This window comes from Marinobacter shengliensis (assembly GCF_030297115.1).
Taxonomy (GTDB): domain Bacteria; phylum Pseudomonadota; class Gammaproteobacteria; order Pseudomonadales; family Oleiphilaceae; genus Marinobacter; species Marinobacter shengliensis.
This window is the reverse complement of the sequence record NZ_AP028062.1, coordinates 1,061,730-1,088,028: the sequence shown is the minus strand read 5'-3', so window position 1 is coordinate 1,088,028 and position 26,299 is coordinate 1,061,730. Positions and strand designations below refer to the sequence as shown.

24 protein-coding genes and 2 tRNA genes are annotated in these 26,299 nt (G+C 58.5%); 17 read left to right on the top strand and 9 right to left on the bottom strand.

The window, feature by feature from the left end; genetic code table 11:
- Positions 1 to 4 precede the first annotated feature (4 nt).
- From prmC to hemA, 3 genes are read right to left on the bottom strand one after another with little or no spacing between them, the layout of a single operon-like run.
- Entirely contained in the window at positions 5 to 859 is an 855-nt protein-coding gene (gene prmC / locus QUE75_RS05030; protein WP_286254081.1) for a peptide chain release factor N(5)-glutamine methyltransferase, read from the bottom strand.
- Complete coding sequence (gene prfA, locus QUE75_RS05025) at positions 849 to 1,937, bottom strand: peptide chain release factor 1 (RefSeq protein WP_286254078.1); 1,089 nt, start codon at positions 1,935 to 1,937, stop codon at positions 849 to 851. The genes prmC and prfA overlap by 11 nt, the downstream gene beginning before the upstream one ends.
- Positions 1,934 to 3,223, bottom strand: a complete 1,290-nt coding sequence (hemA, locus tag QUE75_RS05020) for a glutamyl-tRNA reductase (RefSeq protein WP_286254076.1) — start codon at positions 3,221 to 3,223, stop codon at positions 1,934 to 1,936. Before hemA ends, prfA begins: the two co-directional genes overlap by 4 nt.
- A 234-nt stretch (positions 3,224 to 3,457) precedes the next feature.
- On the opposite strand from hemA, the gene QUE75_RS05015 reads away from it, so the two are divergent.
- The 14 genes from QUE75_RS05015 (at position 3,458) to QUE75_RS04950 (ending at position 18,186) form a co-directional block, all read left to right on the top strand.
- The gene (locus QUE75_RS05015) at positions 3,458 to 5,209 is read left to right on the top strand and encodes a tetratricopeptide repeat protein (RefSeq protein WP_138437807.1); all 1,752 of its coding nucleotides are present in this window, start codon (positions 3,458 to 3,460) and stop codon (positions 5,207 to 5,209) included.
- Entirely contained in the window at positions 5,209 to 5,835 is a 627-nt protein-coding gene (gene lolB / locus QUE75_RS05010; protein ID WP_106693438.1) for a lipoprotein insertase outer membrane protein LolB, read from the top strand. Before QUE75_RS05015 ends, lolB begins: the two co-directional genes overlap by 1 nt.
- A 4-nt stretch (positions 5,836 to 5,839) precedes the next feature.
- A complete protein-coding gene (ispE, locus tag QUE75_RS05005; RefSeq protein ID WP_286254072.1) occupies positions 5,840 to 6,703 on the top strand; it encodes a 4-(cytidine 5'-diphospho)-2-C-methyl-D-erythritol kinase in 864 nt (287 codons plus the stop codon).
- A gap of 22 nt (positions 6,704 to 6,725) precedes the next feature.
- Positions 6,726 to 6,800 (top strand) — tRNA-Gln (locus QUE75_RS05000).
- A 52-nt stretch (positions 6,801 to 6,852) separates the two neighbouring features.
- A complete protein-coding gene (locus QUE75_RS04995) occupies positions 6,853 to 7,803 on the top strand; it encodes a ribose-phosphate diphosphokinase (RefSeq protein ID WP_061333292.1) in 951 nt (316 codons plus the stop codon).
- 165 nt (positions 7,804 to 7,968) lie between these two features.
- On the top strand, positions 7,969 to 8,607 hold the full coding sequence (locus tag QUE75_RS04990) for a 50S ribosomal protein L25/general stress protein Ctc (RefSeq protein ID WP_061333314.1): 639 nt from the start codon (positions 7,969 to 7,971) through the stop codon (positions 8,605 to 8,607).
- A gap of 21 nt (positions 8,608 to 8,628) precedes the next feature.
- Positions 8,629 to 9,219: an aminoacyl-tRNA hydrolase gene (gene pth / locus QUE75_RS04985; protein ID WP_106693435.1), complete on the top strand. Its 591-nt coding sequence runs from the start codon at positions 8,629 to 8,631 to the stop codon at positions 9,217 to 9,219.
- An 83-nt stretch (positions 9,220 to 9,302) separates the two neighbouring features.
- Complete coding sequence (gene ychF, locus QUE75_RS04980; RefSeq protein WP_286254067.1) at positions 9,303 to 10,394, top strand: redox-regulated ATPase YchF; 1,092 nt, start codon at positions 9,303 to 9,305, stop codon at positions 10,392 to 10,394.
- Between the two features lie 91 nt (positions 10,395 to 10,485).
- Positions 10,486 to 10,562 (top strand) — tRNA-Met (locus QUE75_RS04975).
- A 100-nt stretch (positions 10,563 to 10,662) separates the two neighbouring features.
- On the top strand, positions 10,663 to 11,874 hold the full coding sequence (locus QUE75_RS04970; RefSeq protein WP_286254065.1) for a serine hydrolase domain-containing protein: 1,212 nt from the start codon (positions 10,663 to 10,665) through the stop codon (positions 11,872 to 11,874).
- Between the two features lie 101 nt (positions 11,875 to 11,975).
- Entirely contained in the window at positions 11,976 to 13,253 is a 1,278-nt protein-coding gene (locus tag QUE75_RS04965) for an O-acetylhomoserine aminocarboxypropyltransferase/cysteine synthase family protein (RefSeq protein WP_286254063.1), read from the top strand.
- 132 nt (positions 13,254 to 13,385) lie between these two features.
- Positions 13,386 to 14,432, top strand: a complete 1,047-nt coding sequence (gene lipA, locus QUE75_RS04960) for a lipoyl synthase (RefSeq protein WP_286254061.1) — start codon at positions 13,386 to 13,388, stop codon at positions 14,430 to 14,432.
- A gap of 7 nt (positions 14,433 to 14,439) precedes the next feature.
- The gene (locus QUE75_RS04955) at positions 14,440 to 15,660 is read left to right on the top strand and encodes a methyl-accepting chemotaxis protein (protein ID WP_138435356.1); all 1,221 of its coding nucleotides are present in this window, start codon (positions 14,440 to 14,442) and stop codon (positions 15,658 to 15,660) included.
- Positions 15,661 to 15,708: 48 nt separating this feature from the next.
- Complete coding sequence (locus tag QUE75_RS04950) at positions 15,709 to 18,186, top strand: efflux RND transporter permease subunit (protein ID WP_286254059.1); 2,478 nt, start codon at positions 15,709 to 15,711, stop codon at positions 18,184 to 18,186.
- A gap of 50 nt (positions 18,187 to 18,236) precedes the next feature.
- On the opposite strand, the gene QUE75_RS04945 is transcribed toward QUE75_RS04950, so the two are convergent.
- The gene (locus QUE75_RS04945) at positions 18,237 to 18,680 is read right to left on the bottom strand and encodes a Spy/CpxP family protein refolding chaperone (RefSeq protein WP_106693646.1); all 444 of its coding nucleotides are present in this window, start codon (positions 18,678 to 18,680) and stop codon (positions 18,237 to 18,239) included.
- 239 nt (positions 18,681 to 18,919) lie between these two features.
- Here QUE75_RS04945 and ylqF point away from each other — a divergent pair, with 239 nt between their 5' ends.
- Positions 18,920 to 19,843, top strand: a complete 924-nt coding sequence (ylqF, locus tag QUE75_RS04940; protein ID WP_286254057.1) for a ribosome biogenesis GTPase YlqF — start codon at positions 18,920 to 18,922, stop codon at positions 19,841 to 19,843.
- 275 nt (positions 19,844 to 20,118) lie between these two features.
- A complete protein-coding gene (fnr, locus tag QUE75_RS04935; protein ID WP_061333312.1) occupies positions 20,119 to 20,871 on the top strand; it encodes a fumarate/nitrate reduction transcriptional regulator Fnr in 753 nt (250 codons plus the stop codon).
- Between the two features lie 27 nt (positions 20,872 to 20,898).
- Here fnr and QUE75_RS04930 read toward each other — a convergent pair whose 3' ends face one another.
- Positions 20,899 to 21,780 (bottom strand): SDR family oxidoreductase, encoded by an 882-nt coding sequence (locus QUE75_RS04930; protein ID WP_286254055.1) that lies wholly within the window; start codon positions 21,778 to 21,780, stop codon positions 20,899 to 20,901.
- 155 nt (positions 21,781 to 21,935) lie between these two features.
- On the opposite strand from QUE75_RS04930, the gene QUE75_RS04925 reads away from it, so the two are divergent.
- Complete coding sequence (locus QUE75_RS04925) at positions 21,936 to 22,292, top strand: hypothetical protein (protein ID WP_058092233.1); 357 nt, start codon at positions 21,936 to 21,938, stop codon at positions 22,290 to 22,292.
- 30 nt (positions 22,293 to 22,322) lie between these two features.
- On the opposite strand, the gene alr is transcribed toward QUE75_RS04925, so the two are convergent.
- The 4 genes from alr to QUE75_RS04905 form a co-directional block, all read right to left on the bottom strand.
- A complete protein-coding gene (alr, locus tag QUE75_RS04920) occupies positions 22,323 to 23,396 on the bottom strand; it encodes an alanine racemase (protein ID WP_286254053.1) in 1,074 nt (357 codons plus the stop codon).
- The gene (gene dnaB, locus QUE75_RS04915) at positions 23,396 to 24,802 is read right to left on the bottom strand and encodes a replicative DNA helicase (protein WP_058092235.1); all 1,407 of its coding nucleotides are present in this window, start codon (positions 24,800 to 24,802) and stop codon (positions 23,396 to 23,398) included. The genes alr and dnaB overlap by 1 nt, the downstream gene beginning before the upstream one ends.
- A 147-nt stretch (positions 24,803 to 24,949) precedes the next feature.
- Positions 24,950 to 25,396, bottom strand: coding sequence for a 50S ribosomal protein L9 (gene rplI, locus QUE75_RS04910; protein WP_058092236.1), 447 nt, complete (start codon positions 25,394 to 25,396; stop codon positions 24,950 to 24,952).
- A 20-nt stretch (positions 25,397 to 25,416) separates the two neighbouring features.
- On the bottom strand, positions 25,417 to 26,283 hold the full coding sequence (locus QUE75_RS04905) for a hypothetical protein (RefSeq protein WP_058092237.1): 867 nt from the start codon (positions 26,281 to 26,283) through the stop codon (positions 25,417 to 25,419).
- Positions 26,284 to 26,299 lie beyond the last annotated feature (16 nt).

The following is a 26,299-nucleotide window of genomic DNA, read 5'->3' as shown; positions in this document are numbered from 1 at the left end:
CTCGCTACTGGTCGCTGGCAGGTTTCCGGGCCAGGGTCATTCGGTCATTTCCGCCGTAGTCCCGGCGGGTTTCTATGTTGCGCCATCCGGCTGCGGCAAACAAATTCCGAACAGCCTCACCCTGGTCGTAACCATGCTCCAGCAGCATCCAGCCATCGGGGTTCAGGTGTTTGAGGCCTTCGGCGACCAGCAACCGGATGTCATCCAGGCCATCATCGCCCGCCACCAACGCGGATGGTGGTTCAAAGCGTACGTCGCCTTCGTTCAGGTGATGGTCACTGACGGGTATATAGGGAGGGTTGGAGATCAGCAGGTCAAAGCCACTTTCGGGGATCTGGTCGAACCAGTGACTCTGCACTACGGTGATCGGCAGTTGCAGGGAGCGGCTGTTTTCCCGGGCCAGTTCGACAGCCTCCTCAACACGATCGCTGGCCATGATCTGCCACCCAGGCTTTTCACTGGCCAATGCCAGGGCAATGGCACCGGTACCGGTACCAAGATCCAGCACGCGGGCGTTGTCAGGCAAAGGCAATTCCAGCGCGGTTTCCACCAGGCATTCGGTGTCTGGCCGGGGAATCAGGGTGGAAGGGCTGACTTTCAGGGGCAAGGACCAGAATTCCTGCTGCCCCAGCAGGTAGGCGATGGGTAAGCCCTTGACCCGTTCAGCCACCAATTCGCGAAACGCTTGCGCCTGATCAGGGGCAACTTCCCGCTCGGGCCAGGCGCGGAAGCTGGTACGGCCCAGGCCGGTTACGTGGCTCAAGAGTAATTCAGCGTCCAGGCGGGGTGAATCGCCACCAATCTGTTCAATGGCGTTATTCAGAAGGGTTTCACAGGTCAGCGAGGACTCACTGCTCATTGGCCAGTTCTGCCAGCAATTCAGCCTGGTGTTCCTGTTGCAGGGGGACCACCACGGCGTCGAGATCGCCGGCAATCACCTCGTCCAGCTTGTACAGGGTGAGGTTGATGCGGTGGTCAGTCACCCGGCCCTGGGGGAAATTGTAGGTGCGAATACGTTCCGAGCGGTCGCCACTGCCCACCAAACTTTTGCGGGTTTCCGCCATGCTCTTCTGCTGTTTCTCCAGCTCGGCATTCTGCAGCCGGGACGCCAGCAGGCTCAGGGCCTTGGCGCGGTTCTTGTGCTGCGAACGTTCTTCCTGGCACTCCACCACAATACCGGTGGGCAGGTGGGTAATGCGGATGGCAGAGTCGGTTTTGTTGACGTGCTGGCCACCAGCGCCGGAGGAGCGGAAGGTGTCTACCCGCAGATCGGCTTTGTTGATTTCGATGGCTTCGGATTCATCGGCCTCCGGAATCACGGCCACGGTACAGGCGGAGGTGTGAATGCGGCCCTGGGATTCGGTTTCCGGTACCCGCTGCACCCGGTGGGCTCCAGACTCAAACTTGAGCGTTCCGTAGACGCCATCTCCTGACACCCGGGCGATGACTTCTTTGTAGCCGCCGTGCTCACCCTCGTTCTCGCTCAGCACTTCCACCTGCCAACGGTGTTTTTCCGCATAACGGGAATACATGCGGAACAGGTCGCCGGCAAAAATCGCGGCTTCGTCACCGCCGGTACCGGCGCGCACTTCCAGGAACACATTCTTGGTGTCGTTCGGGTCTTTCGGCAGCATCAATCGCTGCAGTTCTTCATCAAGCTCTTCACTACGCGCTTCGGCGGCGGCCAGCTCTTCTTCCGCCATGGCACGAATCTCGGCATCGCCGTCTTTGGCCAGCTCTTTCGCCTCCGCGATATCTTCATGGGATTGGCACCAGGCCTGGAAGCACTTCACCACCGGTTCAATCTCAGCAAATTCCCGGGACAGTTCCCGGAATTTGTCCTGGTTAGCAATCACCGAGGCATCGCTCAACAACGCGTTAACCTCCTCGAACCGTTCAACAAGCTGTTCGAGGCGGGACTGGATCGATGGCTTCATAATTTTTCCGTGGTGGTGGGCTCGTCAGCTTCCAGGGCATCAAGCTGATACAGCTCCCGCAGGCATTCGGTAACTTCGGTGCGGCCCTCGGCCATGGCTTTACGCACTTGCACAGAGGGCTGGTGAAGCAGTTTGTTGGTGAGGCCCCGCGCCAGGCTGCGCAAGACGGTCTCGGGATCAACGCCGTTGCGTAGAGCACGCAGGGCCTTTTCAGATTCGACATCCCGCAGCAGTTCGGCACGCTGGCGGAACACCTTCAGGGTAGAGACCGCATCCAGGGCCCGGAGCTGATCCAGGAATTCCTGCACGCCACTGCTGATCAGGTTCTCGGCTTCGCGGGCAGCACCTTCACGGGAGCGGATGTTTTCTTCGATTACCTGCCGCAGATCGTCGACGGTATAAAGATACACATCGGCCAGCGACCCAACCTCCGGCTCAATATCCCGGGGTACCGCAATGTCGACCATAAAGAACGGGCGATGCTTGCGCTTCTTCAACGCGCGCTCCACCGCACCCTTGCCAAGTATTGGCAACGGGCTGGCCGTGGAGGAAATGATGATGTCGACGTCCGCCAGGTGATCGGGAATTTCCGACAGCACAATGCCCTTGCCACCGTGCAGTTCGGCCAGCGCCTGGGCTCGTTCCAGGGTGCGATTGGCGACCAGGAAGTCTCTCACGCCGGCATCGGCCAGGTGGCGGGAGACCAGTTCAATGGTTTTGCCCGCGCCAATCAGCAACGCCTTGTTGCGGGACATGTCGGCAAAGATATGATGCGCCATGCTGACAGAGGCATAGGCCACTGACACAGGGTTTTCCCCGATGGCTGTCTGGGTTCGAACCCGCTTGGCTACCGAGAACGTCTGCTCAAACAGGCGGGACAGGAAAGAGCCGGTGGCACCGTGCTCGCGGGCCAGGGAGTAGGCATCCTTTAACTGCCCGAAGATCTGCGGTTCGCCCAGCACCATGGAATCCAGCCCCGCCGCTACGCGCATCATATGGCGAACGGCCTCGGAATCCCGGTGAACGTAGAGCACTTCTTCCAGGTCGGCCACATCCAGCTCGTGAAAACCGGCCAACCAGCGCAGCACCGCGGGCGCGCAGTCGTCGTCCCCAGCCAGATAAAGCTCCGTGCGGTTGCAGGTAGACAGAATAGCCGCTTCGCTGGCACCGGACGCCGCCCGGAGTTCCGAGAAGGCTTCCGCCATCCGCTCCGGGGTAAAAGCCACACGTTCGCGGATCTCCACGGGTGCGGTTCGGTGATTGATTCCCAGTGTCAGCAATGCCATTTCGAGGTTAAAAAACCTTATGCCAGTCGTGGATCATATTGTGCCATTCTACCGGTGAGGGCCACCGCCTGCCACCCGAAAACACGCCGCCTTCGGGAACTGCGGACAGGTTGGGCAAGTTATAATGCTTATGCCATTATAGAGGCTCGGCCACGGCCTAAACCCGATCTGCCTCAATTCTGCGGCAGAACAGAACATACTCTGACGTACTGCCGACAGCACACGGGAAGTTGCATGCAAAAATCCGCACCGTATCTGGTTACCAGCCTGCTGGCCTTCACCATTGCCGCCCTGCCCGGCTGCGCCAGCTTTTCCGAAACAACAGAACCAAAGGCTGATGAACCTACTCCCATAGTGGTCACCCCGACGCCACAGGAAGAGATTCGTTATGCGGATTTCGAGCCGGAAGTGCTTTACCAACTCCTGGCGGCGGAGATTGCCGCCCAGCGAGGGCGCTACGACGTAACCCTGGTCAACTACCTGCAGGCAGCCAAAACCTCAAAAGATCGCGGCGTCATCACCCGTGCCATGCGCATTGCCCAGTCCCTGAATGCCGATAACGCGCAGCAGCAACTGGCAGACCTATGGCTGCAACTGGAGCCCGACAACCTGCTGGCACACCGGGTTTCCGCGATTCAGGCGGTCAAACGCCAGGATCTTGAAACCGCTCTGGTCCACATGGAACGCATTATGGAGCAGGGAGAGGACGCGGACTTTGACAGCCTGGCGGCGATGTCTGCCAACCTGCCACCGGCCCAGCAACGGGAACTGCTGCAGCTATACGAGCGACTGGCTGAACGGCACCCGGGCAATCCCGAGCTTGAGTACAGCATTGCCCTGCTCCTGAAAATCACCGGCGCCCCGGAGCAGGCCCTGGAGCGCATTGAGCGGCTCACCAACCAGCAACCCAACTTCCAGCCCGCCATCGCACTCAAAGGCGACCTGCTGTACCAGACCGGTCAAACAAGAGAAGCCCTGACCTACCTGACCACAAACACCCGGCGATTCCCGTCCAACCGGCAACTGGGCACGCTTTACGGCCGCATCCTGATTAACGAGGGAGAACTTCAGGCTGCCCAGGACGAGTTCGAGCGACTGGTCAAACGCTATCCCCAGACCCCGGGGCTGCGGCTGTCATTCGCTCTGGTTGCCCTGGAAAATCGTCAGCCGGAGCTGGCCAGAGAGGAGCTTACGGAACTGATCGAACAGGGCCACCACACCGATGAAGCCAGCTACTACCTTGGCCGCATAGAGGAAGATGCGGGCAACATCACCCACGCCATCGGTTACTACATGAGCGTAGAAGGCGGAAACTACTTCTTCCCCGCCCTCGCCCGGGCAAGTGAACTGCAAGCCGAGACAGGGGATCTGGAAAGCGCACTTGCCAAGATTGACACACTGAGGGAGTCAAACCCGGGACAGGCTGAAAATTTCTGGCTCCTTGAAGTCAACCTGCTGCTCGACCAGCAGCGCGAACAAGACGCCATGGCAGCCGCCAACCATGCCCTTGAGGCCTTTCCTGAAAACATTCAAATCCGTTATGCCCGCGCCATGCTGCACGACTCTCTCGGCAACACCGAACTGGCGGAAGAGGACCTCAGGGCCATCTTATCGAATCAACCAGACAACGCGGTGGCGCTGAATGCGCTCGGGTATATCCTGACCATTCGTACCGAGCGCCTGGATGAAGCCCGCAGTTACATCGAACAGGCACTGGCCCTGGACCCGAATAATCCCGCCATTCTCGACAGCATGGGCTGGGTACTGTTTCGCCAGGGCGACACCGAAGCCGCCCTCGAATACCTGGCCGACGCCTGGGCCGCCTACCCGGACCCTGAAGTAGCCGCCCATTACGGCGAAGCCCTCTGGGTCAGCGGAAATGAAGAACAGGCCCGCGTTATCTGGGAGGAAGGCCTGGAACAGGATCCGGACCACGACATTCTGATTGAAACCATCCAACGCCTGACCGGCAACGGAAACTCCTGATGTTGAAGAATTTGTTCGCCGCCCTGCTGGTACTGAGCCTGCTGGGCGGCTGTACCACCATTCAGCTGGAACCACTCCCGGAAGGCATGACCGACCAACCCCCAGCCAACTGGGCTGAACAGTCCCGCACACTGGGTCAATTCAATCACTGGCAGCTTTCCGGGAAACTTGCGGTGCGCCAACCATCGGACAGCGGCACCGCAGTCATTAATTACTGGGAACAGCAAGGCGAGCAATACGACCTGGCGCTATCGTCGTCCTTTCTCGGAATGGGTAGCACCAGCCTGCGCGGAACACCGGGATTTCTCGAACTGCAACTGGCTAACGGCGACACCTACCAGTCAACGAACCCGGAACAGCTGGTACAGGCCGCAACTGGCTGGCAGCTGCCCATCGACAACCTGGCCTGGTGGATTCGTGGCCTGCCGGCACCAGACGGCAATTTCCGGTTATTGTTCGATGACCAGCAACGGCTAGCCATCATTCGCCAGGACGGCTGGGAAATCCGCTACGATCGCTGGCAGGCGTTCATTGATGACCTGCCTCAGCTCCCCGCCCGAATCACCGCCCTGAAGGACGACAAGCGCGTTCGAGTGGTAATCAGCGACTGGCAGAGAAAGGACTGAGCACGTGAGTAGCAGCATTACCCTGCCTTCGCCGGCCAAGCTCAACCTGTTCCTGCACATCGTGGGCAGACGACCCGATGGCTATCACGAACTGCAAACCCTGTTTCAGTTTCTCGATTACGGCGACGAGATCACCTTCACCCTGACCCCGGGGGATGCCCGCATACGCCTTGAGGAACCGGTTCCCGGGGTACCTGACAACGACAACCTCATTATTCGCGCAGCCCGTGCCCTGGCCGAACGCGCCAGCCATGCATTGCCCGGCGTGACGATCCGCATTCAAAAACGACTTCCCATGGGCGGCGGCCTCGGTGGCGGCAGCTCTAACGCCGCGACCACCCTGGTGGCACTTAACCACCTCTGGGAACTGCATCTTGATGAAGACGAGCTTGCCGAGCTGGGCCTGGATCTGGGCGCCGATGTGCCGGTGTTCGTCCGCGGCCGCTCCGCCATTGGCGAAGGGGTGGGCGAAAAGCTCACGCCCGCCAATCCGCCGGAAGACTGGTTTGTGGTCCTCAAGCCTGACTGCGAAATAAACACCGGGAAGATTTTTTCGGAAGAAGGGTTGACAAGGGACACCCCAAAAATGAAAATAGCGCCCGCTTTTGAGGGAGACGCCTCGAGGTACCGAAACGACTGTGAGGATGTAGTTCGAAAACTGTATCCTGAGGTTAACAAGAGCCTGGAATGGCTTTCACAATTCGGACCTGCAAGATTAACCGGAACCGGGGCTTGCATTTTTGGACGTTTCCCGACAGAATCCGCAGCCCGGATTATCTGGGAAAGCAAACCCTCCGGCATCACGGGGTTCGTAGCTAAAGGGGTGAACCATTCACCTCTGCACAAAAAGCTGACAGAGCTGAAATGATGCCAAGAAAGCACGATGATATTGGGGTGTCGCCAAGTGGTAAGGCAACGGGTTTTGATCCCGTCATGCGCAGGTTCGAATCCTGCCACCCCAGCCACCTTTCTCCCGCTTCTTCTGAATCAAACGCCGATACTGAGAAGGATGCTGTCGTGTCCAAATTGATGATCTTCGCTGGCAATGCCAACCCTGAACTGGCGCGCGATATTGCCAGGAAACTGCATATTCCCATGGGCCAGGCCACCGTTGGCCGTTTCAGCGATGGTGAGACCACCGTTGAGATCAATGAAAATGTTCGTGGTCACGACGTTTTCATTATCCAGCCCACCTGCTACCCCACCAACGACAACCTGATGGAACTGATCGTGATGGCCGACGCCCTGCGCCGTGCTTCCGCCACACGGATCACCGCCGTTATCCCTTACTACGGATACGCCCGCCAGGATCGTCGCGTTCGCTCTACCCGGGTAGCCATCAGCGCCAAAGTGGTTGCTGACATGATTTCCAGCATCGGCGTCGACCGTGTGCTGACCGTCGACCTCCACGCTGACCAGATTCAGGGCTTCTTCGACATCCCGGTGGACAACATCTACGCCACCCCGGTGTTGCTTGAAGACATCGAAAAGCAGCGGTTCGAAAACTTTGTCGTGGTATCTCCGGATGTAGGCGGTGTTGTACGTGCCCGCGCCGTTGCCAAGCGTCTGGATGATGCCGACCTGGCCATCATCGACAAACGCCGCCCGAAGGCCAACGTTTCCCAGGTAATGCACATCATCGGTGACGTCAAAGACAAAACCTGCATTCTGGTTGACGACATCGTTGATACCGCCGGCACCCTGTGCAAGGCAGCCAACGCTCTGAAAGAGCACGGCGCCTCCCGCGTAGTCGCCTATATTACCCACCCGGTGCTGTCCGGCCCGGCTGTCGAGAACATCAACAACTCGGAGCTGGACGAACTGGTGGTGTGCGACACCATTCCACTGGGTGACAAAGCCAAAAATTGTGCTAGAATCCGCCCCCTCAGCATGGCTGGACTGCTTGCGGAATCGATTCGTCGCGTGAGCAACGAAGAGTCCATCAGCGCCATGTTTGAGAACGTCTGAACGGGCCAAGCTCCGTAACACTCAGACTTTAAAGGCAGTTTTCGGGTCGGGAGTCCAACAGGGCTCCCGACTCTTTTAGTCGATCGGAAAAATCCGGTCATTCAAAGAACTCATCTGTCCCGAGCCTGGTCGCGGGCCGTTCAGATGAACAACGAGGTACATACCATGTCTCAGGAATTCCTTATTGAAGCATTTCCTCGTGACGATCAGGGGAAAGGTGCGAGCCGCCGCCTGCGTCGCGAAGAGCGTAAAATCCCGGCCATCATCTACGGTGGCGGAAAAGACGCAACGCCGGTCTCCATCTGGCACAACGAGCTGAAAAAGGCCCTCGAAAACGAAGCCTTCTTCTCTCACATTCTGACCATCGACATTCAGGGCAAAAAAGAAAGCGTGATCCTGAAGGATCTGCAGCGCCACCCGTACAAGCTGCTGCTGACCCACGCCGACTTCCTGCGCGTAGACAAGGATCACGAGATCCACGTTAACGTACCGCTGCACTTCCTGAACGAAGACACAGCGCCGGCGGTTAAGCTTCAGGGTGGTATTGTTTCCCACACCATGACCGAAGTGGAAGTGATCTGCCTGCCGCAGAACCTGCCTGAGTTCATCGAAGTTGACCTGACTGACGTCGCCATGGACCAGGTTGTCCACCTGAGCGACCTGAAACTGCCGAAAGGCGTTCGTGTTGCTGCCCTGCTGCAGGGTGAAGACCACGACCAGCCGGTTGCCTCTATCCACAAGCCGAAAGGTGCCAAGGCGGACGACGCTGCGGACGCCGAAGGCGAGGAAGGCGGCGAGGAGTAATCACTCCGGGGGCAAAGGCGAATGGCACAGGATATTGTCATGGTGGTTGGCCTGGGAAATCCCGGCGCCGACTACGAGAATACCCGCCACAACGCCGGCGCCCTGTTCGTCGAAGCGCTGGCCCGCCATGCGGGCCAGACGCTACGCCCCGAACGGAAGTACCACGGGCTTTACGCCCGCATTCAGTGGCAGGGTCTCGACCTGCACCTCCTGAACCCCAGCACGTTCATGAACCGCAGCGGCATTGCCATCAAGGCCCTCGCGGACTTCTTCAAGATCTCTCCTGAACAGATTCTGGTTGCCCACGACGAGCTCGACCTGCCTCCCGGCACGGCCAAACTCAAGAAAGGCGGCGGTCACGGTGGTCATAATGGCCTGCGGGACACCATTGCCCACCTCGGCACCAACGACTTCCAGCGACTACGCCTTGGCATCGGCCATCCCGGCGACAGCCGTAAGGTCACCGGCTTTGTACTGGGCCGGCTCGGCAAACAGGAAGCCGAGCAACTGGGCGCCGTGTTCGACGAAGTCATGCGAGTATTACCAGAAGCCGCCAACGGCAAACTGGCTGCTGCTATGAACCGGTTACACAGTTTCAAACCGACCCCCTGAGCAAGGCACATCCCCTTACTCGCACCCGTACCGATACCCCGGTATAATCCGCCCAAATTTTTCAGTTCCAGCAGAGGCATTCCATGGGATTTAACTGCGGCATCGTCGGCCTTCCCAACGTCGGCAAATCTACCCTGTTCAACGCACTGACCAAAGCCGGCATCGGCGCAGAGAACTTCCCGTTCTGCACCATCGAACCCAACGCCGGCGTGGTGTCCATGCCCGACCCACGCCTGACCAAACTGGCCGAAATCGTAAAGCCCGAGCGAGTCGTGCCCACCACCATGGAATTTGTCGACATCGCCGGCCTGGTCGCCGGCGCCTCCAAAGGCGAAGGCCTGGGCAACCAGTTCCTGGCCAACATCCGCCAGACCGACGCCATTGCCCATGTAGTGCGCTGCTTCGAAGACGGCAACGTCATCCACGTGGCCAACAAAGTTGACCCGGCATCTGACATTGAAGTGATCAACACCGAGCTGGCGCTGGCCGACCTGGACACCGTAGAGAAAGCTATCAAGCGCGTGCAGCGGGTAGCCAAGAGCGGCGACAAAGAGGCCAAGGCCCAGCTGGAAATGTTCGAGAAGCTGCTGCCGGTGCTGAATGAAGGCAAACCGGTGCGCAGCATGGGCCTGGACAAAGACCAGATGGCCCTGGTACGCGAGCTGTGCCTGCTCACCGTCAAGCCCACCATGTACATCGCCAACGTGAATGAAGACGGCTTCGAGAACAACCCACACCTGGACAAGGTTCGCGAAATTGCCGCCTCCGAGAACGCGGTGGTAGTACCCATCTGCAACAAGATGGAAGCCGAAATCTCCGAACTGGAAGACGAAGAGAAAGCCATGTTCCTGGACGAAATGGGCATGGAAGAGCCCGGCCTGGACCGCGTGATCCGCGCCGGTTACGGCCTGCTGGGCCTGCAAACCTACTTCACCGCGGGCGTAAAGGAAGTGCGCGCCTGGACGGTTAAAATCGGCGCTACCGCCCCCCAGGCTGCCGGCGTTATTCACACCGACTTCGAACGCGGCTTCATCCGCGCCGAAGTCATCAGCTACGACGATTTCGTGCAGTACAACGGCGAAGCCGGCGCCAAGGATGCCGGCAAATGGCGCCTGGAAGGCAAGGAATACATCGTTAAGGATGGCGACGTAATTCACTTCCGGTTTAACGTGTAATTTTTCCGGATTTTTGGCCCCAAAGCCTTGACACCTTGGACCCAAATACCGAAAATACGCGCCTCGTTTGGGGCATGCCCTGAAACGAAATGGCAAGGTAGCTCAGTTGGTTAGAGCACAGCACTCATAATGCTGGGGTCGGCGGTTCGACTCCGCCCCTTGCTACCAGTATTCTTAAAAGCCCGGTTCGAAAGATCCGGGCTTTTTTCGTTCTGGCCCAACCCCGTTGAGAGCCCGATTGCGTGTTTTACAGCACAGGATAGCAGCCATGCCGGAATCCCTCGTGTCAGGACTGTCGCTGGATCGCCTCGAGCGCATCAGCCGGCACTTTGAACAGAACTATATCCAGCCCGGCAAGCTACCCGGTTTTGCGGCACTGATTGCGCGACACGGCAAGATTGTCTGGCGTGATGCCCGAGGGCTGAGAGATGTAGAGCGCAACCTGCCCATGGAACGGGATACGGTGTTCCGCATCTACTCCATGACCAAACCCATCACCAGCATCGCGATGATGCAGCTGTACGAACAGGGTAAATTCCTGCTGAACGACCCGGTGCACAAGTACATTCCGGCCTGGCGCAACCTGCGGGTGTACAAGGGTGGCCGCTACCCGGATTTCAAAACCGAGCCGGCAACCACCACCATGACCATCCGGGACCTGATGACCCACACCTCAGGGCTGACCTACGGTTTCACCGAGCGAACCGAAGTGGATGCCGCCTACCGCCAGCTGAAGCTGGATGGCAGCTCCATCCTGACTCTGGAGAAGCTGGTGGATCGGCTGGCCGACCTGCCACTGGAGTTTTCCCCCGGGACCGCCTGGAACTACTCGGTGTCTACAGATGTGATCGGCTATCTGGTCCAGCTGCTCTCCGGCCAACCCCTGGATGACTATTTCCAGGAGCATATATTTAAACCACTGGGTATGACCGAGACGGGCTTCCAGGTGCGCCCGGACCAGCAAGACAGGTTTGCCGCCTGCTACCTGCATCAACCCGGCGACACCATGAAACTGCAGGATGACCCGCAGCGCTCGAAATATCTCAAGCGGCCCCGCTTCCTTTCTGGCGGTGGCGGGTTGGTCTCCACCATTGATGACTATTACCGGTTTGCCCAGGTCTTGTGCCAGGGTGGCGAGTATCAGGGCCAGCGGATTATCGGGCGAAAGACCCTTGAGTTCATGCGCCTGAACCATTTGCCCGGGGGCAAGGATCTGCCGGCGCTCTCAATTGGTGGCTTCAGCGAAACGCCCTACGCGGGCAGCGGCTTCGGGCTGGGCTTTTCGGTCAAAACCGATGTCGCCAAATCCGCCACTATCGGCTCAGAAGGCGAGTTCGGCTGGGGTGGGCTGGCCAGCACCAGTTTCTTTGTCGATCCGGTGGAGGACATGGTGGTGATTTTCATGACTCAGCTAATGCCCTCTTCCTCTTATGCGATACGTCAGGAACTCAGAGCTCTGGTATACGGAGCCCTGGACTGATCTGTGGCGATTGACAGGCATCATCCTCTTCTGGAAACCTCTGTGCCATACTTCAGGGCCTCAAACCAATAACGAACAAACCACCAGCAAGGAATGTTGTGATGAAAGCGGAAACCCTCGCACTGCACGCCGGCTTCAAGAGCGACCCGACCACCAAGGCCGCCACCACACCCATTTACCAGACCACATCCCACACCTTCGACGACACCCAGCACGGTGCCGATCTGTTTGATCTTAAGGTGCAAGGCAACATCTATACCCGCATCATGAACCCCACCAACGCGGTTCTGGAAGAGCGCATGGCGGCGCTGGAAGGCGGTATCGGGGCCCTGGCCGTGGCCTCCGGCATGGCTGCGATCACCTATGCCCTGCAGACCATCTGTAAAGTGGGCAATAACATCGTCAGCACCAGCCAACTCTATGGCGGCACCTACAACCTGTTCGCCCACTCCCTGCCCAACCAGGGCATCGAGTGCAAGATGGTGCCCCACGATGATTTTGCGGCGGTGGAAAACGCCATCGACGACCAGACCCGCGCCCTGTTCTGTGAGTCTATCGGCAACCCGGCCGGCAACGTGGTGGATATCCAGAAGTGGGCGGAGATTGCACACAAGCACGGCATTCCGCTGATTGTCGATAACACCGTCGCCACCCCGTTCCTGTGCCGACCGTTTGAGCATGGCGCCGATATCGTCATTCACTCCCTGACCAAATACATCGGCGGCCACGGCACCACCGTAGCGGGTATTGTGGTGGATTCCGGCAAGTTTGACTGGAAAGCCAGTGCAGACAAGTTCCCGATGATGAACCAGCCAGACCCGTCCTACCATGGAGTGGTTTACACCGAAGCCCTGGGCGAAGCCGCCTTTATCGGCCGCTGCCGGGTGGTGCCACTGCGTAACACCGGGTCTGCCCTGTCGCCATTCAACGCCTTCCTGATCATGCAGGGCCTGGAAACCCTGGCCCTGCGCATGGAGCGCCATTGCGACAACGCCCAGAAGGTTGCCCAGTTCCTGCAGGATCACCCCGCCGTGGAGTGGGTGAACTACGCCGGCCTGGCCAACAGCCCCTACAAGGCCACCTGTGACAAAATCTGCGGCGGCAAGGCCTCCGGCATTTTGAGCTTTGGCATCAAGGGCGGCCGCGAGGCCGGCGCCAGGTTTATCGATGCGCTGGACATGATCCTGCGCCTGGTAAACATTGGCGACGCCAAATCCCTGGCTTGCCACCCGGCCACCACCACCCACCGCCAGCTCAACGCAGACGAGCTGAAGAGTGCCGGTGTCAGCGAAGACCTGGTGCGCCTGTCTATCGGCATTGAGCACATAGACGACATCATTGCCGACATCACCCAGGCCCTGGACAAATCCCAGGCTTGATAACCATCAACCGGGTACGACCAAAGTCGTGCCCGGTTACCCCGTGATTGCCCGTATCTGCCTTGTATCTCCTCGCCCCGCCGATTAACCTTTAAGGTCCTCCATACCTTTTCTGCGAGAGTCTCCGGCCCAATGAGCGAAAGCGCAAAGCCCCGCATTACCAGTGGTTCCAAATTCCGTAACGAACACGGCTTTTCCGCCATCAAGGACGGCGTGAAACGAACGGCCGCCAGCACGGAAGACAAGCCCCTGGAGCGCAAGCCAAAATGGCTGAGAGCGCGTATGCCCGGTGGCGAACGTTACGATGCCGTGCGCCGGAATGTATCGGAACACCGCCTGAGCACCGTATGCCAGGAATCCCACTGCCCCAACATCGGCGAATGCTGGACCAACGGTACCGCCACCATCATGGTGATGGGCTCGGTGTGCACCCGGGCCTGTAAGTTTTGCGCGGTCGACACCGGCAACCCCAAAGGCTGGCTGGACCTGGAGGAGCCCGAGAACACCGCCAAGTCTGTGGAGCTGATGGGCCTGCGCTACATCGTTCTGACCTCGGTAGACCGGGACGATCTGGACGACGGTGGTGCCGCGCACTACGCCGCCTGCGTCTCTGCCATCAAACAGCGTACTCCGGAAGTGGCCGTTGAAGCCCTGACCCCGGATTTTGACGCGGTGATGAGCGACGTGGAAAAAGTGGTGGATTCCGGCCTGGACGTGTTCGCCCAGAACGTCGAAACCGTCAAACGCCTGACTCACCGCGTGCGCGACCCCCGGGCCGGTTACGAGAAAACCCTGAGCGTGCTGGCCCACGCCAAGAAGCACCGACCAGACGTACTTACCAAGACCAGCCTGATGCTCGGCCTGGGTGAAACCGAAGAAGAAATCCTGGCAACCATGGATGACCTGCGGGCCATTGGCGTCGACATTCTTACCCTTGGCCAGTACCTTCGCCCCACTCCCAACCATCTGCCGGTGGAACGCTACGTGACCCCGGAAGAGTTCAACCGTTACCGCGACATCGGCCTGGAGAAGGGCTTCATGGAAGTGCCATCAGGCCCCATGGTGCGCTCCAGCTATCGGGCTGACCGGGTGTTCGACAAGAACAACCTGGGGCTGGCCGTGCCCGACGTTCCGCAGGCGAGCAACGCCATGCAGATTCCCGTTAAAGCCATCGACTGAGGCGCCCATGCTGACACTGCTGCGCAATGCCCGGCTGAAGTACAAGTTCTGGTTGCTGAATATTGTAGTGTTTGCTGTGCTCTGCCTGCTGGTGCTTTACGCCATGCAGCTGATCGCTGACCAGTCTGGTGCGACCTTCTCACAGGTGTTTGCCGACACCGCACCGGGGTTTGCCCTGGTGGTTGCCGTGCTTATGGCACTTGAGATGGCCGGCTCCCAATTGCTGATTTCCTTTATAGAGCGGCACATACACCGCCTCAAAGACACCATGGTGTCGGTTCAGGCCAGCGGCAATCTCAGCGAGCGGGCCCCGGTGGATTCCACCGATGAGATCGGCGAGATGGCTACCGCTTTCAATGCCATGCAGGATCGTACCGTCGAGGTTGTTCGCAGCATGAAGGAGGCTATCGAACGGCTGAACCGGGAGGTTCAGGAACTGACGCTCGCGGCCGAATCCCGGCGAGATGATCTGGCCCGCCAACAAGCTGGCGCTGATCGCTCTGCCGAAGTGATCGAAACCATGCTGCAAAGCTTCATCGGCATTGCCGAGCAGTCTGGCATTGCCAAAACCCTGTCCCACGAAGCCCGCGACACCGCCCTTGCCGGCCAGGAACGCGTGGGCAGGAGCGCCGATAGCATTCGCCAGCTGGAACAGGTTATCCGCAACTCCGCCAGCAGCGTCGAATCCCTGGCCGAGAACAGCCAGGCCATTGGCCAGACCATCACCGAAATCAAGGGTATTGCCGAGCAGACCAACCTACTGGCACTGAATGCTGCCATTGAAGCCGCCCGGGCCGGAGAGCAGGGCCGGGGCTTTGCTGTGGTCGCGGACGAAGTGCGCAAGCTGGCCCAACGGGTGCAGGACTCCACCGACCAGATCCAGACCAGACTGGACAAGCTGTTGGCCGCCATGAACACCTCGGTACAGCAGATGACCGGCAGTTCAGAGAGCGCTGCCCGCTGCGTGGAGGAGTCGGAACTGGGGCGCCAGGCACTGGAAGCCATCAATGAAGTGGTTACCCGCATTGACCGGACCAACCAGGAAATCGCGGATATGTCCGCCGAACAGACGGCCGGTACCGATGACGTGCTGGCCAATGTCCAGGGTATCCGGGACACCACCCAGAGCATGGTCACCCAGCTTTCCGACAGCGCCGAGATGACCCGTCGACTGAAACACCTGATCGAATCGCTCGAAGACGCGGCATCAAAGGTCAAAGTTCACTGAGGTTTGTGGCACACTCTGCAGTCGTTTTTCGCTGCAGAGTCCTGATACATGAACCGCATCGGTGCCTTTTACGATCGCTTTATCCTTCCCCACCCCTGGATTGTCCTGGTCCTGTTCGGAGCCATCCTGGCCTTGGCAGCCTTGCGCTTTGACCAGTTCCGGCTCGACGCCTCCGCCGAATCGCTGGTGCTTGAGAATGATCGCTCACTGGAAGAGTACCGGCAGGTAAACCGCACCTTCACTACCTCGGACGACTTCCTGGTGGTGACTTATACGCCCCACGAGCCACTCTTCACCCCGGAAGGCCTGGGCCGCCTCAAAGCCCTGCGGGACGAGCTGCAGGCGCTGGAAGCCGTCAGCTCGACCAACAGCATCCTGAACGTACCGCTGCTGCACAGTCCGGACCTGACGCTGGATACCGTCGACACTGAAATCAAGACCCTGGACGAACACGAGGTTGCCCCGGATACCGCGCGCCAGGCGTTGCTGGACAACCCCATGTACCCGAACCTGTTGCTCAGCGAAGATGCCGGCACCACGGCCATTCAGGTTAACCTGCCCACACCCGAGCGCTATTTCGAGTTGCTGAACCAGCGTGACAACCTGCGGGACAGGGTGAACTCCGGCAACGCCAGCGCCGATGACCAACGGCAACTGGAACAGGTCAGCCAGGAATTCATTCGTTACACCGAATCCCTGGGCAAGGAGAGGGATGCCACCATCAAGAAGGTCCGGGTGATCCTCGATAACCACCGGGAGCACGCCAGCATTCACCTGGGTGGCGTACCGATGATTGTGGCCGATATGATTCGCTTCATTCAGAACGACCTGTCTACCTTTGGCCTGGGTGTACTGGCGTTCCTGCTGCTGACTCTGGCGATTATCTTCCGGCAGTGGCGCTGGGTTCTGGTGCCCCTGTTGTGCTGTGGCTTTACCGTGTGGCTGATGATTGGCTTCCTTGGCTGGGCGCAATGGCCCGTTACCGTCATCTCATCCAACTTTATCTCCCTGCTGCTGATCATGACTCTGTCGCTCACCATTCACCTGATTGTGCGCTACCGGGAGTTCCAGCACGACGAGCCAGGTGCTGCGCCCCGGGATGTCCTGCGCCGCACCGTCATGGCCATGATCAAACCCTGCTTCTATATGGCCATCACCACCATTGTCGCCTTCGGCTCCCTGACCTTCAGCGGCATTCGACCAGTGATTGATTTCGGCTGGATGATGACCCTGGGGCTATCCGTAGCCTTCATCATCACCTTCCTGGTGTTCCCTGCCCTGCTCAGCCTGCTGCCGCCCCCTTTGGACAGCCGGGTAACCTCGGACAGGATTCCGTTCACCGATGCCTTTGCCCGCTTTACAGAGCGGTTTGGCGGCACCGTGCTAGTGGGCTCCGGGGTGATTGCCGTGCTGTGCGTGATTGGCCTGAACCGGCTGACCGTTGAGAACAGCTTTATTGATTACTTCAAATCCTCCACCGAAATCCACCAGGGCATGATCACCATAGACGACCGGCTTGGCGGCACCACCCCGCTGGACGTGGTGATTACCGATGAGCCGCCACCTGAGAACTACAGCGACGACCCCTTCGCCAGCGATTGCGACCCGTTTGTGGAAGACTGTGACGAAGAAGACTACCGGGACACCTGGTATACCTACCAGAAAATGCGCCAGCTTGGTGACGTGCACGACTACCTGAACAGCCTGCCAGAGACCGGCAAGGTGCTGTCGATCAGCACCACCCTGGACCTGCTTGCCCAAATTAATGGCGGTACGCCCCTGAACGCCGTTGAGCTGGCGTTTGTGCCCGCCGCGGTGCCCGACGATTTGCAGGACATTCTTCTGACACCCTACATATCGGAAGAACAAAGCCAGGCCCGGTTCAGCATCCGGATTCTGGAAACCATGCCGGATTTGCGCCGGCAGGACCTCCTGGACCGCATACACAACCACCTGACAACGGAACTTGGCTACGCCCCGGAACGAGTCCAGCTCTCGGGTATGACCGTCATGTACAACAACATGCTGCAAAGCCTGTTCGACTCCCAGATCAAAACCATCGGGGTGGTTTTCGCAGCCATTATGGTGATGTTTTTGATCCTGTTCCGGTCACTCAAACTGGCGCTGATCGGCATGGCCCCGAACCTGATAGCGGCTGGCTCGGTGCTTGGGTTGATGGGCTGGCTGGGGATTCCTCTGGATATGATGACCATCACCGTGGCTGCCATTACCGTGGGCATTGCGGTGGATGACACCATCCATTACATCCACCGGTTCAAGACCGAGTTAGCCAAAGACGGTGATTACCTGGCCACCATGCACCGATGTCACCGCAGCATCGGCCAGGCCATGTTCTTCACCTCGTTGACCATCATCTCCGGGTTCTCGATTCTGGTGCTGTCCAACTTCATCCCCACCATCTACTTCGGCCTGTTCACCGGCTTTGCCATGTTCATGGCCCTGGTCGGCGCCCTGACCCTGCTGCCAAGGCTGATCATCCTGTTCAAGCCTTTCCCTGCCCCATAATAAAAAACCCCGCCGGAGCATCGCTCGGGCGGGGTCTGATTCAGCCGGTTTTACTGGCCAGGCTGCATCATCTGCTGTTGCTGCTGCATCTGCTGCTGCATTTCACGCATGCGACGATCCAGCTCATCACGCTGTTCTTCAGTGAATACCGCATCTACGCGGGCCTGCATCAGTGCAGACAGCGCCGCGATCTCGCCCGTTACATCACCCAGCTTCTCGGCATTATCCCGAATGGCAGATTCGCTGTAGTCCGCCTTGATTTCAGCCTGCAGTGCCTGCTGCAGTGACTGGGCATTCTGACGCAGCGCACCAATTTCGCCCTGCATTTCGTCGATGATGCCGCGAATTTCAGTTTGCTGGTCATCAGACAAACCCACCATCTCGGCCAACTGGTCTACCTGGTCAGGCTGGCCAGGGGCGGCTTGCTGGGCAAAGGCAGGCATTGACAGGCTGATGGCCACCAAAGCAGAACCAATAATTTTTGCAATCTTCATAAATGTCTCCAAATGGCCGGTGGCCACGCTCTAACCACCGGATTTCGTTGCTTTCACTGTTCAAGGCTGTACACACTAAAACATTCCGGCCCCACTTTTCACCCCGATCACCCTTCTTTTTGTACACACTTCCGAAAAAAACTCCGTCGGCTCCCGGCACACGGGGGTCGCAGCGACTATGAAAATTTGGTCATTCCCCTGCATAATGGCGCCTTTAAACAGCGAGCGGAGCACACACCATGGCGATTAACTGGTTTCCCGGGCACATGCACAAGGCCCGAAAGGAGATCAAAAAAGTCATGCCTCAGATGGATCTGATCATCGAGGTAGTCGACGCGCGCATTCCTTTCAGCAGTGAGAACCCGCTGGTGCCCTCGCTTCGTGGTGACACCCCGCTGATCAAAATCCTGAACAAGCGTGATCTGGCTGATCCGGCGATCACCGATCAATGGCTTCAGTGGCTGGAGCAGGAACGGGGCGTTCGTGCCATCACCCTGACCCATAACGAACGTAAGGAAGCGTTGGGTATCCTCAAGCTGGCCGAGGAACTTACCCCCGGCCATGATCGGCAGAAAAGCGCGCTTCGGGTGATGATCCTGGGCATTCCGAACGTTGGCAAGTCCACCCTGATCAACACCCTTGCCGGCCGGCCCGCCGCCAAGACCGGCAACGAGCCGGCGGTTACCCGGGCCCAGCAAGCCATCAAATTGCCAGACAACATACTGCTCTATGACACGCCCGGCTTCCTATGGCCCAAACTGTCCCCGGAACAGTGCGGTTACCGGCTGGCCATTTCCGGCGCCATTCGCAGCGCTGTGCTGGACTTCGAAGATGTGGCGATGTTTGAAGCGGACTACCTGGTCAAGTCCTACCCGGAACTGGTGATGGCCCGCTACGGTCTGGAACAGAAGCCGGCCGATGGCCTGGCCCTGATGGATGCCATTGCCGCGAAACGAAAGTTCTTCCGCCGGGGCGGTGTGCCGGACCTCCACAAAGTGTCCGAGATCCTGCTCAATGAATTCAGGGCCGGAACCATCGGCCGGATTTCCCTGGAAACACCTGAGATGGTAGAGAGAGAACTTCAGCAGGCCCGGGCCGATGAAGAGGCCAGGAACGCCGAGAAGCAGGCCCGAACCGAGCAACGCAAAAATAGGTCGTCCTGAAGGAATACCCACCGATTGACCACCGGACCGGTTAGACTAAAGCCTTCTTAAATTCCACGCATAAGACTAGACTCTTTTGCTATACTTGATTTTGATCAATGTGTGAGAATCCAGATGTTTCAGCATTGTCACCCATGGCGGTCCGCTAAACTTTGAGCGTATCCGGATTGGCCATGGTCTTGCTTCCTGAGCAGGGGCAATCCTTGCCAACCAGGAATGAGGACGGCTGCGCATGACCGCAGCCTGATATGGATCAACCCGGATGGTTCGTCAATATGGCCCAGGCAATTCGACTTCACCAAGTGTCTCCCCTCAAGGCCTCCTGCCAGCAGTGCAGCCTGAGCAACCTGTGTCTTCCCCTGGCGGTGGAAGAAAACGATCTGGAGCGATTGGAAGACATTGTCCAGCAGGGACGGATTTTCAATCGCGGCGAGCACATCTTTGATCAGAGCACGCCGTTCCGCTCGTGCTTTGCGGTCAAGAGCGGTTCCATCAAAACATCCATCATTACCGAAGGTGGCGACGAGCAAGTGACGGGCTTCTTCATGCCCGGCGAATTGGTGGGCCTCGACAGCATGAGCAGCGAACACTATGCCTGCACCGCGAAAGCCTTGGAGCGGACCAGTGTATGTGAGTTCCCGGTAGACAAACTGGAGGAACTCACCGGCAAGTTGCCGGAACTGCAGCACCACATGTACCACCTGATGAGCCAGGAAATCCAGAACAGCCATCAACTGGCCATGCTGCTGAGCAAGAATACCGCCGAAGAGCGCATCGCTGCCCTTTTGCTGTCTCTATCCAGTCGGTTCCGCCGGCGCAGAATGTCGCCCACCAACTTCAGCTTGCCCATGGCGAGAAACGATATCGCCAATTTCCTGGGGCTGGCCGTGGAAACCGTGAGCCGGGTGTTCACCCGCTTCCAGAATCAGGGCATCATCCGGGCCAGGGGCCGGGAAGTAGAACTTCTTGATGTTGAAGCCCTGCAGATGGTCACCCGGGATTTCGCTCGCCAGGGCTGCCAGCAGTAAGCCCGGGGACCAACAGCGCCGGTAGCTTCAGGAGCTCGCCGGCGCCTTGTCTGCTTCTGCCTCCGGCGAGGTTTTCAGCATCGCCACCTCCTCTGACAACCAGGTTCGCCACGGCAACTGTTTAATGCCGAAGGTGTTGCGAATCTTGCTGCACACCATCGTGGTGTTCACCGGCTCCAGGTGCCCCCACCCGGGCACTTCATCCACTATCCTTATGTCTTCGGGAATACCGGGCATCCCGGCAATCGCCAGCCCCAGCTCATAGAGGTTGATTTCTTCAGCCCCGGCGTACTGATAGGTGCCCCATACCTCAGCGCCACAATCTACCTGCAGAACCACCGCGGTAATCACCCGTGCCAGATCCTGCACGGCCACCGGCTGGCCTTTGCAACGCCCGGGCAAATGCAGCCCTTCATTACCAGCGGTGCTTTTCTGAACCTTCTCGATAAACCGGGCGAGGCTCCAGCCGGTTCTGAGCAGAATATGCCTGGGCAATACGGTGCGAAGCGCCTGTTCACACTCCCACTGCCAGCGGCCCAGTTCATTGACTGGTTGCCCGGGATTGGAGGCAATGTAAGCCGCCTGCTTGCGGCCATCAAAGACATAGCAAGACGACAGCTGTAAAAGGGCCATGTTCCGGTCACGGGCAAACTCCGCCAGCGCCAGGGGTAGGGAAAACGCCGCCTGGTGCGTTGCCTCGCGATTATCCTCGGCCTTTTCGGGGTCTACCAGCCACAGGGCATTCACAATCAGGTCAGTGTCTTCAGGAATCCAGTTTTCCAGAGCGTGCAAGTCGGCATTGGCCGGGTCGCTGACCAGCAAAGGGCTGACCTGAAGATGGGTTCTTCGCAGCCGCTCCAGCAACACCCTGCCAAGAGGGCCATAGTCGTGAACCACAAGTACATGCACGTTGAATCACTGCCTCCGGAATATCACTGATATGACGGGCGCTGGCAATCACTCAGGCCAATGGCCCGGGCAATCCATTTGCTGCACTATCATGCAACTTCAAGCGCCGGTGTAAAACCATTCTCACTGACGAGCATACAACAACAGGAACCTCTATGCTGAAACAACAAAGCCATATCGTGGCCCCCATCCCGGACGAACTGCGCACCCGGGCCCTGTATACCGTAAGCGAGCTCAAGGGGCGCGGTAAAGCCGATAAGGAAGCCATCGAAAAGCTGTACAACCTGATTGTCGAGCTGACTGAACAGGGCCTGGATTTCTTCTTCCTGGAGCCCCTGCGGCGCCTGAATGCCAGCAGCATGATGATGGGCATGGCCAAAATGGGCATCAGCAGCATGCTTAAAGGCAGCAAGATGGTTGTTCACAAGGTGCTGAAAAAGCTCGATGACCGGAGCCTGGCGGCGATTCTCGATTTTATCGAAGAAATCATTCACGAACCTGAAGCCCACTGAACTCGCCCAAGAGCCCTGAGGGCCTGCCTTTTACTCGCAGACCCTGGGCACCCTTGCGGTAACGCCGGTCAGCAGCTCGTAGCCTATGGTACCGGCACAGCTTGCGACTTCGTCGACGCTGACCGTCGTACCCCACAGCTCCACCGGATCGCCTTCACGGGCCTCTGGTGCACCTGTCAGGTCGACTGCCAGCATATCCATGGATACCCGGCCCAACAGGCGAACGCGCTTGCCACGAATGGCTGCCGGCGTTCCGGTACCGGCATGGCGAGGATAACCATCACCATACCCGATGGCCACCATACCCATTCGGGTATCCTCCTGAGCCACCCAACTTGCACCGTAACCCACGGATTCTCCGGCGCGAACAACCCGCGTGCTGATCAATGGCGCCTCAAGAGTCATCACTGGCCGCAGTCCCAAATCCGGGCCGGTCTTGCCGATCATGGGCGAGGCCCCGTACAGCATGATACCGGGCCGACTCCAATCATAGAGCGGCTGGCCCGGCCGAAAATGGGCCGCAGAATTGCCGACACTGCGCATTAACGCTGGCCAGGCAGCCGTGGCGTTCTCAAACAAACGGGTTTGATGATCGGTCATATCGCTGGTGAGGTCATCAGCACAGGCGAAATGGGTAACAAACCCCAGCAATGGCCCCGTCGTCGCTGACGGCCCCAAGGCGGCAACCACGGAATCCAGTTCTTCCGGGCGAAACCCCAAACGGTTCATGCCAGAGTTCACTTTCAGCCAGAATCGGGGGTTTGGGCCCGCGGCCAGCCAGTCAAGTTGCCCGTGGCAATGCATCACGGGCTCAAAACCATGCTGTACGCAATCACGCAAGTCGTCAGGGGTATGCACGCCCTGCAGCAACACGACGGGCTGCCCGAGGCCGACGCTCCGGATTGCCAGCGCTTCCTCAATACAGGCTACGGCAAATTTTTCGACCTCGCCGGCCAGGGCCCGGGCAACGTTAACAATTCCGTGGCCATAACCATCCGCCTTGACCACTGCCATGGCACGCGCGCCACCGGCCCTGGCCTGAGCCAACCGATAATTATGCCTTAGAGCATCCAGGTCAACGCGGGCAACGGTACTGCGTGGCATTAATAATCACCACCGTAATCGCTGTAATCGCCGTGGGCCAGATCTTCAAACTTGGTGTATTTACCGATGAACGCCAGGCGAATGGTGCCGATAGGACCATTCCGCTGCTTACCAATAATAATTTCCGCGATGCCCTTATCCTGGGTGTCTTCGTTGTAGACCTCATCCCGGTATACGAACATGATAACGTCGGCATCCTGCTCGATCGCACCGGATTCCCGCAGATCCGAGTTCACCGGCCGCTTGTTGGGCCGCTGCTCCAGGCTACGGTTAAGCTGTGACAGCGCCACCACCGGGCAGCTCAGCTCCTTGGCGATACCCTTCAGGGATCGCGATATTTCCGAAATCTCTGCCGTCCTGCCCTCGGTATTGCCAGGCACCCGCATCAACTGCAGGTAGTCGACCATGATCAGGCCGATTTTGCCGCCATTTTCCCTGGCAATCCGCCGTGCCCGTGACCGCATCTCCGTCGGGCTCAGGCCCGGCGTATCGTCAATATAGAGGGGTTTGTCCTTGAGCAGGCTCACCGCAGAGGTCAGCCGAGGCCAGTCATCTTCCTCCAGCTTACCGCTCCGGACTTTGGTCTGGTCTATCCGCCCCAGGGAAGACAGCATACGCATGGCCAGAGCGTCTGCCGGCATTTCCATACTGAACACCAGTATCGGCGTGCCGGTACTGATCAGAGCGTTCTCGACAATGTTCATGGCGAAGGTGGTCTTACCCATGGAGGGCCGGCCTGCAACGATAATCAGGTCCGCTGGCTGCATACCGGAGGTCTGGTCATCCAGATCCCGGAAGCCCGTAGTCAAACCCGTGGTCTGTTCACCGGATTCAAACAGCTCTTCAATACGGCTCAGCGTTGTCGCCAGAATGGGATTGATTGCCTTGGGGCCAGAGCCTTCCTTCGACCGGGATTCGGCGATCTGGAATACGCTGCGCTCGGCCTCGTCCAGAATCTCGCTACTCTTTCGCCCCTGGGGATTGAACGCAGAGTCGGAAATCTGGCCAGAGACCTCCACCAGTTTTCGAAGCACCGAACGCTCACGGACAATCTCGGCATAGGCACGGATGTTCGCCGCACCCGGCGTTTTCTCTGCCAGCTCGGCCAGATACGACAAGCCACCGGCATCTTCAATGTCACCGGCACGCTCCAGAAACTCGGCCAGGGTAACCACATCCAGGGGTTCACTTTCACTGGCGAGGCGCTCCACGGCACCAAAAATCAACCGGTGGTCCTGGCGGTAAAAGTCAGCAGCAGAAATGATCTCGGAGACTTCATCAAAACGCCGGTTATCCAGCATCAAACCACCGAGCACCGCCTGCTCCGCTTCAACAGAATGGGGCGGAACCTTGATACGGCTGGTTTCCGGATCAATGGATGCAGGTTTCAAAGTGGGATTGGCCATAAACACCAGACAACGTTGAATTGAATAACAGGAAACAAGAATACCAGAAAGCAACGGGCCCGAAACCGTTTCCGGCTCGGGCCCGTCTCAGAATGCTCAAGCCGTTGGCTTCAACACTCCATGCTTACATCAATCAACGATGACCGATTACTCGGCAACAACCGCCAGCTTGATGGTTACTTCTACGTCTGAGTGCAGCTGCAGTTCGATCTCGAACTCGCCAGTGGTCCGGATAGGACCTTCCGGCAGACGAACTTCGCTCTTCTCGACTTCCGTGCCACCGGCAGAAACCACGTCTGCGATGTCACGAACACCGATAGAACCAAACAGCTTGCCTTCGTCACCAGCCTTGGAGGTAATGGTGAAGGATGCACCTTCCAGAGCTTCGGCACGGGCCTGGGCAGCAGCCAGCTTCTCAGCAGCCGCTTTTTCCAGCTCAGCGCGACGCTCTTCGAACGCCTGTACGTTTGCGGCCGTGGCAGGAACAGCTTTGCCGTACGGCAGCAGGAAATTACGACCGTAACCGGCCTTAACCTTTACCTTGTCACCCAGGGAGCCAAGGTTTGCTACTTTCTCGAGCAGAATAACTTCCATCTCGTTAACCTCTTCGTGCTTTATTCAGCTGGCCCGGCGGGTTGTATACGCCCCCGGATATCCAGCCAGCTATCCACAAAAGCCAGAACCAATAACAGCAACATCAGACTCGGACCCAGCAATACCAGCGCCAGATAAAACATGGCCAGCCAGTTACCGCTCAACTGCTTACGACCAACAACACCGTGAACCAACCCCAGCGCAGCGATGAACAGCGGCGTACCCGCTGCCCAGGCCAACAGCATGGAATTGAGCCCCAACACCGGGCCAATCACCATGGTGAGTGCACAAACCACCGCAATGGCCGGCGACAACCTCAGGGCATGGAATTCCTTGCGGAATCCGCCGGGGTTATAGAGCCCCGCCTGCCAAGCCCTCGCCAGCATGGTCATACCAACCGCTGTCGCGAAGTAAGTGCCAGCCATACTGGCGTTCATGGTGTCCCGGATGATCAGCTCAAGATCGCTGCCCAATGACCGGGCCACTTCGGCGTTGTACTGCTCGTAAAAGCTGACACCGGTCTGAACCAGATCGTTCAGCAGTGCCGGATACATGACGGGCAACATCAACCCGCTCAATATCGCCAGAAAAGCACCCGACAACAGTGCTTTCTCCCAGGCCAGGGTTGTTCGCAGGATGGATGCCATCAGCATCACCTGCAGCAGTACCACCAGTGACGTTGGATCCTGGCCGTAAACGGCCCAGCCCAACGCCGGCATTAATGCCCAGAGGCCGATATTCAACCCCTGCCGGATGCCCAGTCTGAGAATGACCAGGCCAATAACCGCTGCGCCAATCCAGAACAACAGGGGCACTGCAGTGGTAACTGCTGCAACCCCGCCAGCCTGCAGGGGACCGCGCATTACATATTGTGCCAGTGCACGCATGGTCCCGGGTCCTGTC